The sequence below is a fragment of the Nocardiopsis sp. iso_237 genome (assembly GCF_056173345.1).
In genome coordinates, this window is the sequence record NZ_CM149669.1 from 76,209 (window position 1) to 89,722 (window position 13,514).

General features: G+C 70.3%; 15 protein-coding genes and 1 tRNA gene. 10 read left to right on the forward strand and 6 right to left on the reverse strand.

Annotated features, from left to right (window positions below):
• The 3 genes from AC0VYM_RS00310 to AC0VYM_RS00320 form a co-directional block, all read right to left on the reverse strand.
• On the reverse strand, positions 1 to 1,395 hold the full coding sequence (locus tag AC0VYM_RS00310; protein ID WP_475457642.1) for a Stp1/IreP family PP2C-type Ser/Thr phosphatase: 1,395 nt from the start codon (positions 1,393 to 1,395) through the stop codon (positions 1 to 3).
• Entirely contained in the window at positions 1,392 to 1,892 is a 501-nt protein-coding gene (locus AC0VYM_RS00315) for an FHA domain-containing protein FhaB/FipA (RefSeq protein WP_475457645.1), read from the reverse strand. Before AC0VYM_RS00315 ends, AC0VYM_RS00310 begins: the two co-directional genes overlap by 4 nt.
• Positions 1,893 to 2,180: 288 nt before the next feature.
• Positions 2,181 to 2,945, reverse strand: coding sequence for an FhaA domain-containing protein (locus tag AC0VYM_RS00320; RefSeq protein ID WP_475457647.1), 765 nt, complete (start codon positions 2,943 to 2,945; stop codon positions 2,181 to 2,183).
• Positions 2,946 to 3,174: 229 nt separating this feature from the next.
• Between AC0VYM_RS00320 and AC0VYM_RS00325 the strand changes: the two genes are divergently transcribed.
• Together AC0VYM_RS00325 and AC0VYM_RS00330 are read left to right on the forward strand one after the other, a co-directional pair.
• Positions 3,175 to 3,257: transfer RNA gene (locus tag AC0VYM_RS00325), tRNA-Leu, on the forward strand.
• 653 nt (positions 3,258 to 3,910) lie between these two features.
• A complete protein-coding gene (locus AC0VYM_RS00330; RefSeq protein ID WP_475457649.1) occupies positions 3,911 to 4,522 on the forward strand; it encodes a TenA family protein in 612 nt (203 codons plus the stop codon).
• Between the two features lie 43 nt (positions 4,523 to 4,565).
• On the opposite strand, the gene AC0VYM_RS00335 is transcribed toward AC0VYM_RS00330, so the two are convergent.
• Positions 4,566 to 5,057: an SSI family serine proteinase inhibitor gene (locus AC0VYM_RS00335; RefSeq protein ID WP_475457651.1), complete on the reverse strand. Its 492-nt coding sequence runs from the start codon at positions 5,055 to 5,057 to the stop codon at positions 4,566 to 4,568.
• 81 nt (positions 5,058 to 5,138) lie between these two features.
• Between AC0VYM_RS00335 and AC0VYM_RS00340 the strand changes: the two genes are divergently transcribed.
• The 7 genes from AC0VYM_RS00340 to pheA all read left to right on the forward strand — a co-directional run bounded on the left by AC0VYM_RS00340 (position 5,139) and on the right by pheA (position 11,264).
• On the forward strand, positions 5,139 to 5,471 hold the full coding sequence (locus tag AC0VYM_RS00340; RefSeq protein ID WP_475457653.1) for a rhodanese-like domain-containing protein: 333 nt from the start codon (positions 5,139 to 5,141) through the stop codon (positions 5,469 to 5,471).
• A gap of 89 nt (positions 5,472 to 5,560) precedes the next feature.
• Entirely contained in the window at positions 5,561 to 7,486 is a 1,926-nt protein-coding gene (locus tag AC0VYM_RS00345) for a sensor histidine kinase (RefSeq protein ID WP_475457656.1), read from the forward strand.
• 227 nt (positions 7,487 to 7,713) lie between these two features.
• On the forward strand, positions 7,714 to 8,307 hold the full coding sequence (locus AC0VYM_RS00350) for an ATP-binding protein (RefSeq protein WP_475457658.1): 594 nt from the start codon (positions 7,714 to 7,716) through the stop codon (positions 8,305 to 8,307).
• A gap of 129 nt (positions 8,308 to 8,436) precedes the next feature.
• A complete protein-coding gene (locus AC0VYM_RS00355; protein WP_378743335.1) occupies positions 8,437 to 8,793 on the forward strand; it encodes an STAS domain-containing protein in 357 nt (118 codons plus the stop codon).
• A gap of 10 nt (positions 8,794 to 8,803) precedes the next feature.
• Positions 8,804 to 9,652 carry a glycosyltransferase gene (locus tag AC0VYM_RS00360; protein WP_475462892.1) on the forward strand — a complete coding sequence of 283 codons (849 nt, stop codon included), beginning with the start codon at positions 8,804 to 8,806 and terminating at the stop codon, positions 9,650 to 9,652.
• A gap of 36 nt (positions 9,653 to 9,688) precedes the next feature.
• A complete protein-coding gene (locus tag AC0VYM_RS00365) occupies positions 9,689 to 10,279 on the forward strand; it encodes a DUF4446 family protein (protein WP_475457660.1) in 591 nt (196 codons plus the stop codon).
• A 37-nt stretch (positions 10,280 to 10,316) separates the two neighbouring features.
• A complete protein-coding gene (gene pheA / locus AC0VYM_RS00370; RefSeq protein ID WP_475457662.1) occupies positions 10,317 to 11,264 on the forward strand; it encodes a prephenate dehydratase in 948 nt (315 codons plus the stop codon).
• Between the two features lie 10 nt (positions 11,265 to 11,274).
• On the opposite strand, the gene AC0VYM_RS00375 is transcribed toward pheA, so the two are convergent.
• Positions 11,275 to 11,451, reverse strand: coding sequence for a hypothetical protein (locus AC0VYM_RS00375; RefSeq protein WP_475457665.1), 177 nt, complete (start codon positions 11,449 to 11,451; stop codon positions 11,275 to 11,277).
• Positions 11,452 to 11,599: 148 nt separating this feature from the next.
• On the opposite strand from AC0VYM_RS00375, the gene serS reads away from it, so the two are divergent.
• Complete coding sequence (gene serS, locus AC0VYM_RS00380; protein ID WP_475457667.1) at positions 11,600 to 12,880, forward strand: serine--tRNA ligase; 1,281 nt, start codon at positions 11,600 to 11,602, stop codon at positions 12,878 to 12,880.
• A 55-nt stretch (positions 12,881 to 12,935) separates the two neighbouring features.
• On the opposite strand, the gene AC0VYM_RS00385 is transcribed toward serS, so the two are convergent.
• Entirely contained in the window at positions 12,936 to 13,487 is a 552-nt protein-coding gene (locus tag AC0VYM_RS00385; protein ID WP_378743345.1) for a bacterial proteasome activator family protein, read from the reverse strand.
• Positions 13,488 to 13,514: the final 27 nt, after the last annotated feature.

Sequence of the window (13,514 nt, forward strand, 5' to 3'; positions counted from 1 at the left end):
TCACCCCGATTCCCCGGTCTCGGTCCCCCTGTCGGAGCCGCCCGTCGTGGACCCGTTCGAGGCGCTGTCGTCGGCGGCCTCCTCCAGCTCCCCGACGACACGGGTGGCGTCGTCACGGTCGTCGACCGTGATGGTGTTCCTCAGCAGCTCCTGGTCGGCGTCGGAGAGCGACGTGACCTGGAGGTCGGTGGTCTCGACCTCGTCGGAGAGGCTGATGCCCGCGATGTCGGTGTCGATGCCCTGGTAGACGCTGACCGTCTCCCCGTTCGGGGACAGGCCCACGTAGAACTGGCTGTCGACGTACTGGCGGCCGAAGTAGTACCCGCCGCCCGCGACCAGGGCCACCACCACGATGAAGACCACGATGATCGGCCACCAGCTGCGGGTGCGGTACTCGGGCTCCGCGTCCCCGCCGCGCGAGGGCGGCGCGTCGTAGTCGTCGCGGGTGTCGTAGGGGCGCTCCTCGTGGGGGGCGCCGTAGGCCTGGCCGGGCTCCTGCTTCGGGAGATCCTCGCGGACCGGGTCCAGTTCGGCGGTGTCGCCGCCGGCGCCGCGCAGCTCCTGGGCCCGTCTGGCCGGGCTGGTCTCGTTCGGCCCCGTCGACTCGTCGCGCTGGTCGGCCGCGCCCACCGTCTGGGAGGCGCCGGTCGGTCCCTCGCGGTCGGTGTCCGTCTCGATGACGTCCGCGACGACCGCGGTGATGTTGTCCGGGCCGCCGCCGCGGATCGCCAGCTCGATGAGCTTCTTGGCGGCCCCGCGCGGGTCGGTCTCCGCGACGAGCGTCTCGTGGATGGTCTTCTTGCTGACCACACCGGACAGGCCGTCGGAGCAGAGCAGGTAGCGGTCGCCGACCTTCGCCTTGCTGATGGAGATGTCCGGGTCGACCGGGGTCTTGCCGTCCAGCGCGCGCAGGATCAGGGACCTCTGCGGGTGGGTGGCGACCTCCTCCTCGGTGATCTTGCCCTCGTCGACGAGGGTCTGCACCAGGGTGTGGTCGTGGGTGATCTGCTCGAAGCGCGGTCCGCGCAGCAGGTAGGCGCGCGAGTCACCGATGTGGATCAGGGCGACCTGCGAACCCGACCACAGCATGGCGGTCAGGGTCGTGCCCATGTTCTCCAGCTGGGGTTCCTGCCGGATGCGGATGGCGAGCGACTCGTTGGCGCGCTCGACCGCGCGCTGGAGGACCTCGGCCATCTCCTCGGCCCTGGGGTCGTCCTGGGTGTCGAGCTGGCGGATGGACGAGATGGCGATGGAGCTGGCCACCTCACCGCCCGCGTAACCGCCCATGCCGTCGGCTACCGCGAGGAGGTGTTGGCCGGCGTAGCCGGAGTCTTCGTTGCCTTCGCGGAGGCATCCAACGTCGGAGTACGCCGCGTATCGGAGAGCGATTGTCATTTGCGCAGTTCCAGGACGGTTTTGCCGATACGGATGGGCTGACCCACCGTGATGGGCTGGGGGCGGTTCAGCTTCTGCTGGCCGAGGTAGGTGCCGTTGGTGGAGTTCAGGTCCTCGACGAACCAGCGGCCGTTTTCGGAGTAGACGCGCGCGTGGCGGCCCGAGGCGTAGTCATCGGTGATGACCAGCGTCGAGTCGGGGGCGCGGCCGATGAGGATGGGCTGTGAGGCCAGGTCGACCGTGGTCCCCGTCAGCGGGCCCTGGGTCACGGCCAGGACCGTGGGCTCGTTGCGGCGGGGACGCTGGGGTCGGGCCTGGGAAGACGACGGCGCACGGCGCTGGGCCGGGCGCGGTGCGGAGGGGCGAGGCTTCTTCCGAGCCTTCTTCTTCGACTGACCGAAGAGGTCCGTGCGGATGACGCCGACCGCCATGAGGACGAACAGCCAAAGCACCGCGAGGTACGCGATCTTGATCAATATGAGGGTCAAGTTGGACATCGAACTGCTCTTCAGCCCCTGTCGTGCTTCGGCCGGGGTGGCGGTCATCGGCGCCGCCACCGTTTCTGCCCCACCTTCGAGTCGGTGAGTCTGGGTCGCTGGTCCGCGGCCAGGGCGCGGACATTCTGCCCGATCGGTCAGGTCATCGCGGAGACTACCCTCCCGGCCGGAGTTCCGACACAGGTCCATACCAGGCCTGACTCGGACATCGACCTTTCAGACGCCGAATCGGGGCGGTTGGTTGCGGTCCGGTTCGGCCAGATCGTCCGACTGCTCGGGGCCGGGCGGTCAGTCCCGGCGGAAGGTCATCGTGGTACGGCCCAGGCTGATCCGGGTCCCGTCCACCAGCCTGGCCTGCCTGACCTGCTGTCCGTTGACGAAGGTCCCGTTCGTGGACCCCTTGTCCTCCAGGATGACCTCTTCGCCGTCGACCCGGATCTCCACGTGGTGACGTGAGACACCGTTGTCGACCAGGCGCAGGTCGCAGTCGGTGCCGCGACCGAGCAGGGTGACCGGTGTCGTCAGTTCGAAGGACTGCTGCATGCCCTGGCTGGCGATGTTGCCCTCGGCGGTCGCGCCGCCCGGGGAGATCAGCAGACGGGGGCGGCCGGTCTGGCGCGGCCCTCCGCCCGGTCCCGGGTCACCGACGGGCTGGCGGACCTCTCCGTCCTTGACCATCGTTCCGCGGACGACGCCCGAGCGGATGCGGAAGCGACCCGTCTTCAGACCCTCGTCCGACCTGAACTGGACCCGCACCGGACCGACGAAGGAATAACCCTGTTCGGTCGCGTAGTCACGGGCCAGCTTGGACAGTTCCTGGCCGAGGCTGTCGGCGTAGACTTCCAGGCGCTCCTTGTCACTGGCCGAGAGCTCGACGATGAAGTCGTTCGGAACCAGTGTGCGTCCCTGGGCCACGATCGCGGCGCGCTCGTCCATCTCACGCTGGACCGCGCTCGCGACCTCGACCGGCTGGAGCTCAGACTTGAAGGCCATCGCGAAGGTGCCTTCGATCATGCCCTCAAGCCTGCGCTCGAAGCGTTGGAGCACTCCCACGAGGTACCTCCCTTGTACTCCACTCCGTATGTGTAGACGATCGTAACCGGGCCCGGGTGCCCCTGGTTTCAGGCGCACCCCCGTCAGGGCCCTCCGGGAGCCCTGATCCGGGCCCGCGACAAACGGTGTGCAACCCGCCTTCAAGCCGTGCTAGCCTTGTTCATGTCGCCAGGGGGAACAGGTAAAACGCCCGGATCACCTGGCAACACAACTTCATGCAGCACCACCTGCGCGGGTGGCGGAACGGTAGACGCGCACGGTTCAGGTCCGTGTGTCCGAAAGGATGTGAGGGTTCAAATCCCTCCTCGCGCACTCAAGTATGAACGACCCTGGTCGCAAGCTGAGCTTGCTCCCGGGGTCGTTTTCGTTGTGCCCTGTGGGGGGCGACCCCCACACCCCCGGTGTATGAACGGCCCTGGTCACAGGCTGAGCTTGCTCCCGGGGTCGTTTTCGTTGTGCCCTGTGGGGGGCGGCCCCCACACCCCCGGTGTATGAACGGCCCTGGTCACAGGCTGAGCTTGCTCCCGGGGTCGTTTTCGTTGTGCCCTGTGGGGGGCGGCCCCCACACCCCCGGTGTGGGAACGACCCTGGTCGCTGGCCGAGGACCAGCGAGGAGGGCCGTGTCCGGGGGAACGCCCGAGCTCACCCCCGATGTGGCGCCCGGCCTTCGGCCACCGGCCCCGTCGCACGCCCGTGGCCCGGCTGGTCCTTCGGCTCTCCGGGCGGTGGTCGCGGGCAGGACGCGTGGCAGAACCTGCCTTCCGGCGCCTGGTCGACCGAGGGCTCCGGTCCCCGCGATTCTGTCGGAACCCCGGGCGTGGCGGGGCTTTCGGTTGGCACGGGCGGCGGGATTCGGGTAGCCCCAAGAGGCCGGGGAGGCCTACTAACGATCTTCGATCGTTAGGTCGGGGGCCGGATACGGACACCGGAGGCGGCGGCGTCCACGCGAATGGGACACTCCGGGCGTGGGAATCATCGAGAGACTTCATGACATCGGGCGTCCGCTGGTCGCCGAACAGCTCGCGCACCCGACGGTCGCCGGGATCTCCCGGGGCGACCTCGACGAACGGGCCTTCCGCTACTGGCTGGAGCAGGACCACCTGTACCTGCTGGACTACGCGCGGGCCTTCTCCCGTCTGGCCTGGCAGGCACCGGACGGACACCTCGCGGACCTGGTCGGGATCGCGCACAGCACCCTGACGGAGGAGCTGGAGCTGCACCGTTCCCTCTCCGGGGAGTTCGGCGCCGACCTGGGCACCAAGGAGAAGGGCGCCGCCTGCGAGGCGTACACGTCCTGGCTCCTGGACGCGGCGGCCGACTACCGTGACGGGCTGGCGGCCGTCTACCCCTGCATGTGGGGCTACAACACGCTGGGGCTCGAACTGGCCGAGGCCAGGCCCGCGGACCCCAGGTACCAGCGGTGGATCGACACCTACGCCGACCCGGCCTTCACCGATCTGACCAGGAAGTACGGGCGCATGCTGGAGGAGGCGGAGCCCGACCCGGCGAGGGCGGAGCGCTTCTTCCTGGAGGGCATGCGCCACGAGGTGGCCTTCTGGGACACCCCCCACACGTAGACGAGGAGGGGCGGACCGGGTCCGCCCCTCCTGTTTCCGGGGTCTACGGGTTGAGGACCGTGTGGACCTCATCGAAGCGCTCGATCTCGCAACCGTCGCGCTTGTTGAACTCGGTGTCGATCTCGGTGCCGTTCACGTGCCCGGTGACACGGGCGACCTCGGGGCCGCCGATCTGCAACGTGCACATGGAGTCGCTGGTGTCGAGGGTGAAGGGTTCGGCCCCGACCTCCTCGATCTCGGCGCAGGCCGCCTCGGGGTCGGGGTGGTCTCCGCCGACGGGGGCGCAGGTGAGCGTCCACTCGCCCTCGTCGAAGCCCTCCTCGGCGGAGAGGGCGTCGTCCTCGGACAGGGAGCGTTCGATCACGAGTTCCACTTCGGCGGACTCGTCGGGGGTCGTCTCGTTGGCGGCGGTCTCGTCGGGGGCCGGTGCGTTCACCTCGGTGGGCTCGTTGCCGCAGGCCGTGATGAGCAGGCCAAGAGCTGCGAGTGCGGCGAGGCGGGCCGGCAGGGCCGTTGCGAAGGTGTGCTTACGCATACTGGTTGGACGGAGGGCCCGGTTCCCGGGTTCCACCGATCTTCGATTTTCAGTACACACCTGACACAGGGGGTCACCAACATGTTCGGTGAGCAGGTCGCCGAAGTTCTCGTCAACGACGTGCCGGAGGGCGCCTACCTTCTCGACGTCCGCGAGGACGACGAGTGGCGGGCGGGGCACGCGCCCGGCGCCGTCCACATCCCGCTGCGGACGCTGGGGGAGCGCGCGGGCGAGGTCCCGAAGGACCAGAGGGTCTACGTCGTCTGCCGTGTGGGCGGACGGTCCGCCCAGGCGACCATGGCGCTCAACCAGGCCGGTTGGGACGCGGTCAACGTCGCCGGGGGCATGCAGGCCTGGCAGCACGCCGCCCGTGACATGGCCGCTGAGGGCGAAGGTGAGCCCACGGTCATCTAGTGGTCACGCTGTGACGTGAGAGCCGTCGAATTTGGTCGGATTGTGCGAAGCCCCGACACGTGGGGCCCCACGAATGGCACTATGACGTCGTGAGTTCCGACCGCGCGCCCCTCAGTGCCGAAGCAGTGCTGGCGTCCTCGGTGGACGCGGTCATCGGCGTCGACGACGCGCTGCGGGTCACCGTCTGGAACCCGGCGGCCGAGCGGATGTTCGGCTGGCCCGCCGCCGAGGTGCTCGGCGGCGAGCTGCCGATCATCCCCAAGGAGATGCGGCCGGAGCACGGCGCGGTGCTGGAGCAGGTGCGCAACGGGACCCCGTTGACGATCTTCACCCGCCGCATGCGCAGGGACGGCACCGCCGTCGACGTGCGGGTCAGCACCGGTTGCGTGCGGGACGCCAACGGCGACCACGCCGGGTGGGTGCTGGTGCTGTACCCGAGCGAGAAGGAGGTCCAGGCGCAGGCCTCCGCCATGGAGCGCGCCCGCCTGGTCCGGCGGCTGACCGACGTGGTCGCGGACATCAACGCCGACCTCAGTCTGAAGTCGGTCCTGGACCGCATCATCAGCAGCCTCACCGAACTCACCGGAGCCGACGCGGGCGGGTTCGTCCTGCTCAACGAGAACCGGGTGGAGCTGGTCAGCCTCACCCACCTGTCGGAGGAGCTGTACGGGGTCAGCGCGCCCCTGGAGTCCAGCCTGTTCGGTGAGCTGTTGCGCAGCGGCAAGTCCGTGCTGCTGGCCAACAGCGCCACCCGCAGCCTGGAGGACCTGGTCTGGGCCGACCTGCCCGGGCTGCACACCATCGCCCTGTGCGTGTCCAACGTGCAGGGCCGCCCCTACGGCGCCCTGTACGCGCTGTACAGCGAGCGCCGGGTGGGGCACGTGGAGCTGGAGCTCCTCGAACTCCTGGCCGAGCACGCCGGGGTGGCCATAGGCAACGCGATGGCCTACGAGGAGCTCAAGGTCCAGCGGGCCAGGGAACAGGCGGTGTCGGACTCCAGTGCGGACGGCATCGCGGTGCTGGACTCCACCGGCAAGGTCCGCAAGTGGAACCGGTCGGCGGCGGAGCTGACCGGGTACTCGTTCGAGGAGATGGAGGGGCGGCACCCGCCGTTCCCGATACCGGCCGCGCACGGTGAGCCCGTCAAGCACAAGAACGAGGGCGGCCGGTGGCTGGAGATCCTCATGGCGCGGATCCCCGACACCCACGAGTGGGTGGTGGACTTCCGCGACATCACCGCGCAGAAGGCGCTGGAGGAGGAACGGGAGTTCTTCCTGGCCAGCACCGGGCACGAACTGCGGACCCCCGTGACGGTGATCCAGGGGTACGCGGCGCTGCTGTCCCGCAAGGGTGAACGGCTGGGCCCGGAGGGTCGCCAGGAGGCGAGCGAGATCATCCTGGACCGCGCCCGTTCGCTGGCCAAGCTGGTGGAGCGGCTGCGGTTGGGGTCGGACGTGGCCAGCGGCGAGATGACCGTCGACAGGGTGCCGTTCGACCTCGTGGAGCTGCTGGGCCAGTCCGTGGCGGCCTTCCGCCCGCTGGCCGAGCGCCAGGAACTCATCCTGGACTCCGGCGGCACCCTGTGGACCGTGGGCGACCCGCTGGTCACAGGGATGGTCATCGACCAGCTGCTGGAGAACTCGCTGAAGTTCTCGCCCAGCGGTGGGACCGTGCGGGTCACCGTGCAGGAGGACGAGGACGTCGTCACCATCCACGTCGACGACGAGGGCATCGGTATCGACCCCGGTGACGAGGAGCGGATCTTCGAACGGTTCTTCCAGAGCGGTGAGCGGGGTGACCGCCGGGGGTACAGCGGGCTCGGGATCGGCCTGTACATCGTGCGCCAGCTGGTGCGGGAACAGGGCGGTGAGGTGACCGCGCACCGGATGGGTACCGGCACGCGGATGCGGGTCACGCTGCCCCGGCACCAGGGTGAGGACGCCGAGCTCGGCGCCCTGGTGTCCGAAACGCCGCGGAGAAGGGGAGAGCCGGAGGTCTTCCCGGCAAAGGCGTAGAACGGACACGGCGACACACGGAAAACCACAAAAACCTCAACTGACCCTCAAGCCCTGTCACGTCGGAGTTGTACGCGGTCGTGGAGGGGGCCCTCCCCGTGGATTCGCCCACATGCTGGTTTCCCCTGCGGGGGATCGGGGCATTTCCACCCCTGGTGGAATTCGCTGGCACACTTCGGGCGAGTTCCGGGCCGACCGAGAAGCACGAACTCGCGGGGACGAAAGCTGTGTCAGGAGACAACGCCGCACACGACGACGGGGGCCGCGACGCGCCCCGGAAGGTCGAGCGAAGCGTCATCCTTCCCTATGTTCCCGAGAGCGTCACCGGCGCCAGACGGGCGCTCTGCGCGGACCTGCGCGCCCTGGAGGTCGGGGCGGACCGGATCGACGACGCGGCCCTGATCCTCAGCGAACTGGTCAGCAACGCCCTCAGACACGCCAGCCCCCTCCCGGACGACACCGTGGGTGTGTGCTGGCGGGCCGAGGTCGGCCACGAGGGCCCGGACGAGAACTGGCTGGAGATCTCGGTGCGCGACGGCGGCTCCAGCACCATGCCGAGGGTGTCCCGGCCCGCGCTGTCCGGCCTGGGCGGCCGGGGTCTGGGCATCGTGCAGTCCCTGGCGGGCCGCTGGGGCACCGAGATGGACGCCACCACGACCACGGTCTGGGCGGTGGTGGAGATCGACGGGGAACCGGCCGGGGTCGCCGACGACCTGCCCGCCTCCTCGGAGACGGGGCGCGTCCGCGCGTACGCGGCCGACGTGGTCGAGCTCGACCTGGGAACGATGGAGGGCCAACCCGCCTGGAGCGTCCTGCCCTGACCGGAGCGCACCGGTCTGATCCGCTTTGAGCTGGGCTTTTCGTGGTTCCGGGCGGAGGAACGTGACCGATGTAGCGAAACGCCGCCAACGAGGTGGCCTGGCCCTGGCGTGGACGCTACAGTCACGACTGTGGAGTTGAAGATATCAAGCCGATCTCAAGATGACGTCGCAGTGGTAACCGTGGGCGGTGAGATCGATCTGTACACGGCACCCCAGTTGCGCTCCGAGCTCGTCGAGTCCCTGGAGCTGGGGGCACGGCGCCTGGTCATCGACATGTCGAGGGCGGAGTTCTGCGACTCGACCGGGATCAGCGTCCTGCTCTCCGCGATGAAGCGTTCCCGCGACCGGGGCGGGGACCTGGAGCTCGTGGCGCCCAAGCCGGCGGTCATGAAGGTCCTCCAGGTCACCGGTCTGGACGAGGTCTTCGTGATCCATCCGGACATCGACGCGTCGCCGGTGGCCGCGGGAACCGGGACGGCGCAGTAGCCGGGTGAGCGTGGCACGAGGAGCGCCCCAGGGGCCGACGGACGTGGCGGTCGCCGTGGTGATCGCCGCCAAGAACGAGGACGACCGCATCGGTGCCACCGTCGTGGCCGCCCACACGCTGCCCGGGGTCGACCTGGTCGTGGTGGTCGACGACGGTTCCACCGACCGCACCGCCGACCTCGCCCTGGAGGCGGGGGCCCGGGTGCTCAGGCACGGCCGCAACCGCGGCAAGGGTGCGGCGATGCAGACCGGTGCCGAGGGTGTGCGCCGGATGGAGGTGCGCGAGGCGGACGAGGGTTCGGCCCGCGTCCCGCGCCATCTGCTCTTCCTCGACGCCGACCTCGGGGAGACCGCCAAGGACGCGGCACCCCTGGTCGAGCCGGTGCTCGCGGGCACGGCGGACATGACCATCGCGCTGTTCCCGGCCACCCGACTGCGTCTGGGCGGGCACGGATTCGTGGTCCGTCTGGCCCGGGAGGGTGTGCGCAGGTCGACCGGGTGGGAGCCCGAGCAGCCGCTGAACGGTCAGCGCTGCCTGAGCCGCGCGGCCTTCGAGGCGGCCCGGCCCCTCGCCCCGGGGTTCGGGGTGGAGACCGGGCTGACCATCGACGTCCTGCACGGCGGCTTCCGGGTCATGGAGGTCGAGGTCCCGCTCGAACACCGCGCGACCGGCACGGACCTGCGGGCCCAGCTGCACCGGGCGCACCAGTTCGTCGACGTCGCCCGCGCCCTGACCGCCCGTGAGCTCCGGCCCGCGCTGCGCCGGACCTGGCGGGGCGTGACGGCGGGAGACGGCGGCCGTCGGCGTGAACACTCCCGAAAAACCGGGCACATTACTCGCAAAAATCGCCAAGAGTGACCCCATGGCTGCGATGCGTGGGGATACGCTCGCGCTGTGTTCACTACCACCATCGCATCCATCGCACTGTTCGCCGGGCTGGCCGGGCTCGCCCTCGGTGTGTACGCGCTGTTCCGGACCGCTCAGGTCCGCGGTGAGTACCAGGTCCTGGCCCAACGCGCCCTCGCCGTCAACACCTCGGGGGCCGACCCACGCGCGGTCCGCGACGTGGCCGTCCTGCACTACGACGCCCTGGAGGAGATGTCGGGCGCCCGCTCCTTCTCCCTGGCCATGCTCAACAGCCACGGTGACGGCGTGGTCGTCACGTCCATCAACGGGCGCACCGAGACCCGCACCTACGCCAAGGCCGTCACCCGGGGCGAGGCGGACCACCTGCTCAGCCCCGAGGAGTACCGGGTGATCCGCTCGGCGCGCCTGGGCAACGGGATCGGGGCCACGCTGCCCGACCCCGCTCCGACGGAGGCCTCGGACGATCCGGCCGCCGACACACCGGACGAGGGCGCGGAGGCCCTGGTCACGGTGGTCCAGGGGCCCGATGGCCAGCAGGACGACGCCGAGGGCGCCGCCGACCGGACCCAGGGATCCGGGGAGACTCACGGGCCCCCGGCGCCCCGACCGGAGAAGTGACCACCCCGGCCCACCGGCTGCGTATAGCCTGAACAGCATGCCCAACCGCTACGCCTACCTCGGCCCCGAGGGCACCTTCACCGAAGCCGCCCTGCGCGATCTGCGACCCGAAGCCACCGACGAAGCCCGCGTCCCGTGTGACGGCGTGGCGGCGGTCTTCGACGCGGTCCGCGCCGGGGACGTGGACGGCGGGGTCGTCCCGCTGGAGAACTCCGTGGAGGGCGGGGTCACCGCGACCATCGCGGAGCTCATCAACGGCGAACCGCTGCTCATCACCGGTGAGACCGCCGTGCCCGTCGAGTTCGCCCTCTTCGTGCGGCCCGGGACCGCGCTGGAGGACGTCAAGCGGGTGGCCACGCACCCGCACGCCCTCGCGCAGTGCCGGGGCTGGCTCTCCCGCAACCTGCCCGACGCCGACACCCACACCGTCTCCTCCACGGCCGCCGCCGCGCGCGCCGTCGCGGAGCCGGGAGCCCCCTACGACGCCGCGATCTGCGCGGTCATCGCGGGGGAGCGCTACGGGCTGCACGCCCTGGCCACCGGTGTGGGCGACCGCTCGGACGCGGCCACCCGCTTCATCTACCTCTCCCGCGCCGGGGACCTCCCCGAACCCACCGGCGCGGACCGGACCTCCCTGGTCGCCTTCATCACCGACGACCAGCCCGGCGCGCTCATCGAGGTGCTCAACCAGTTCGCGGTGCGCGGCGTGAACCTCACCCGGCTGGAGTCGCGCCCCACCGGCGACGGCCTCGGCAGCTACTGCTTCTGCATCGACGCCGAGGGGCACGTCTCCGAGGCCCGCGTGGGCGAGGCACTCATGGGCATCCGCCGGGTCTGCCGGGACGTGCGCTTCCTGGGCAGCTACCCGCGCGGCGGCCGGGACACCGGGACCACCCCCGCGATGCGTCCCCGCCCGGCCACCGACGCGGACTTCGCGGAGGCCGAACTCTGGCTCGCCCGGGTCCGCGCGGGCGAGACCGCCTAGGCGAACGCGGTCAGGTGGCCTCGACGGGGGCGGTCGGCTCCTCCTCGAAGAGCCACTCCTCGGCGGCGGCCCGGCGCAGCTCCAGGTACAGGGCCAGCCGCAGCGCGGTGTCCTCCGGGCGCGCGTCGTCCAGGGCCTCCAGGGCTTCGGAGAGTTCCTCGGTGGTCATCTCAGCCAGCGGTTTCACGACTTCTCCCCCACGGTCGGCGTGCCGCTCGGGGGCTCGCGCTCCCCGTTCGGTCCTTCGATGGAGATACGGGGCCGGAGACGGTTCATGACGTGACTGTCGGCAAAAGATGTGGGGCCGACCTGGGGTGGGCGGTAACCTGCAAGACGTGATCGACCTTCGCGCTCTTCGAGAAGACCCCGAACGACTCCGTGCATCGCAGCGGGCCCGCGGTGAGGACCCCGCCGTGGCCGACCGGCTGCTCGAACTGGACTCCAGTCGGCGCTCCGCGCTGACCCGGTTCGAGACCCTGCGCGCCGAGCAGAAGAGCGTGGGCAAGTCCGTCTCGAAGGCCTCTCCGGAGGAGCGCGAGGAACTCCTGACCCGGGCCAAGGCGCTCTCGGTGGAGGTCAAGGAGGCCGAGGCCGAGGCGGGACGGCTCGGGGACGAGCTCGACGCCGTGCTGGCGCGCGTGCCCAACCTCGTCGAGGAGGGCGCCCCCGAGGGTGGCGTGGACGACTTCGTGGTGCTGGAGACCGTGGGCGAGCCCCGCGAGTTCGACTTCACCCCGCGCGACCACCTGGAGCTGGGCGAGATGCTCGGCGCCATCGACATGGAGCGCGGCGCCAAGGTCTCCGGTTCCCGCTTCTACTTCCTCACCGGTGTGGGCGCCCAGCTGGAGCTGGCGCTGCTCAACATGGCGATGAACCAGGCCGTCGGGGCCGGTTTCACCGCGATGATCCCGCCGGTGCTGGTCAAGCCCGAGACCATGGAGGGCACCGGCTTCCTCGGTGAGCACTCCGACGAGGTCTACCACCTGCCCGCCGACGACCAGTACCTGGTGGGCACCTCCGAGGTGGCGCTGGCCGGGTACCACGGCGGCGAGATCCTGCCCGCCGACGCGCTGCCCAACCGGTACGTGGGCTGGTCGTCCTGCTTCCGCCGCGAGGCCGGTTCCTACGGCAAGGACACCCGGGGCATCATCCGCGTCCACCAGTTCAACAAGGTGGAGATGTTCGTCTACACCCGCCCCGAGCAGGCGCACGAGGAGCACAAGCGGCTCCTGGCCTGGGAGCGGGAGATGCTGGACAAGCTCGAACTGCCCTACCGCGTGGTCGACATCGCCGGCGGGGACCTGGGCACCAGCGCGGCCCGCAAGTACGACTGCGAGGCGTGGGTTCCGACCCAGGAGACCTACCGCGAGCTGACCTCCACCTCGAACTGCACCGAGTTCCAGGCCCGTCGCCTCAACGTGCGCTACCGGGACGAGGACGGCAAGCCGCGCTTCGCCGCCACCCTGAACGGCACGCTCGCCACCACACGGTGGATCGTCGCGATCCTGGAGAACCACCAGCGCGCGGACGGCTCCGTGGTGGTCCCCGAGGCCCTGCGGCCCTTCCTGGGCAAGGACGTCCTCGAACCCGTCCAGGCCCCCAAGAGCAAGAAGTAGGCAGCATGACGGAGCCCGCCCCCCACGTGGGGGGCGGGCTCCGTCACGCGTGGTCCTACAGGTAGGGGCCGGACCCCATGTGCGGGTGGTCCTCCTGCGGTTCGGCGCCGGGGCCGCCCTGGGCCTGGAGCCCGGACACCCCCGGGGGGAGCGCCTTGCGCATGTTCTCCAGCTGCGCCCGGGCCGCCATCTGCTGGGCGAACAGGGTGGTCTGGATGCCGTGGAAGAGGCCTTCCAGCCAGCCCACCAGCTGGGCCTGGGCGATCCTCAGCTCCGCGTCGCTGGGCGCGGCACCCTCGGCGAACGGCAGGGTCAGCCGCTCCAGCTCCTCGATGAGCTCGGGGGCGAGCCCGTCCTCCAGCTCCTTGATCGAGGAGGTGTGGATCTCCTTCAGACGGGCGCGGCTGGCCTCGTCGAGCGGGGCCGCCTTCACCTCGTCGAGGAGCTGGCGGATCATGCTGCCGATCCGCATCACCTTGGCGGGCTGCTCCACCATGTCCGCGAGGGTGCGCGGCTCGTCGGAGCCGTCGTCGTCCCCGTTCCCGTGGCGGTCGTCGGTCCCGACCACCAGGACCTGCGGTTCCTTCTGGTCGTCTGCGTTGCTCATCGATCCCCTAGTTCGGCTGTGTCCGGC

Coding starts and splice junctions, on each gene's coding strand:
- AC0VYM_RS00385 (WP_378743345.1), bottom strand. CDS start 13,487: ATGAGCAACGCAGACGACCAGAAGGAACCGCAGGTCCTGGTGGTCGGG.
- AC0VYM_RS00340 (WP_475457653.1), top strand. CDS start 5,139: ATGTTCGGTGAGCAGGTCGCCGAAGTTCTCGTCAACGACGTGCCGGAG.
- pheA (WP_475457662.1), top strand. CDS start 10,317: ATGCCCAACCGCTACGCCTACCTCGGCCCCGAGGGCACCTTCACCGAA.
- AC0VYM_RS00315 (WP_475457645.1), bottom strand. CDS start 1,892: ATGTCCAACTTGACCCTCATATTGATCAAGATCGCGTACCTCGCGGTG.
- AC0VYM_RS00310 (WP_475457642.1), bottom strand. CDS start 1,395: ATGACAATCGCTCTCCGATACGCGGCGTACTCCGACGTTGGATGCCTC.
- AC0VYM_RS00335 (WP_475457651.1), bottom strand. CDS start 5,057: ATGCGTAAGCACACCTTCGCAACGGCCCTGCCGGCCCGCCTCGCCGCA.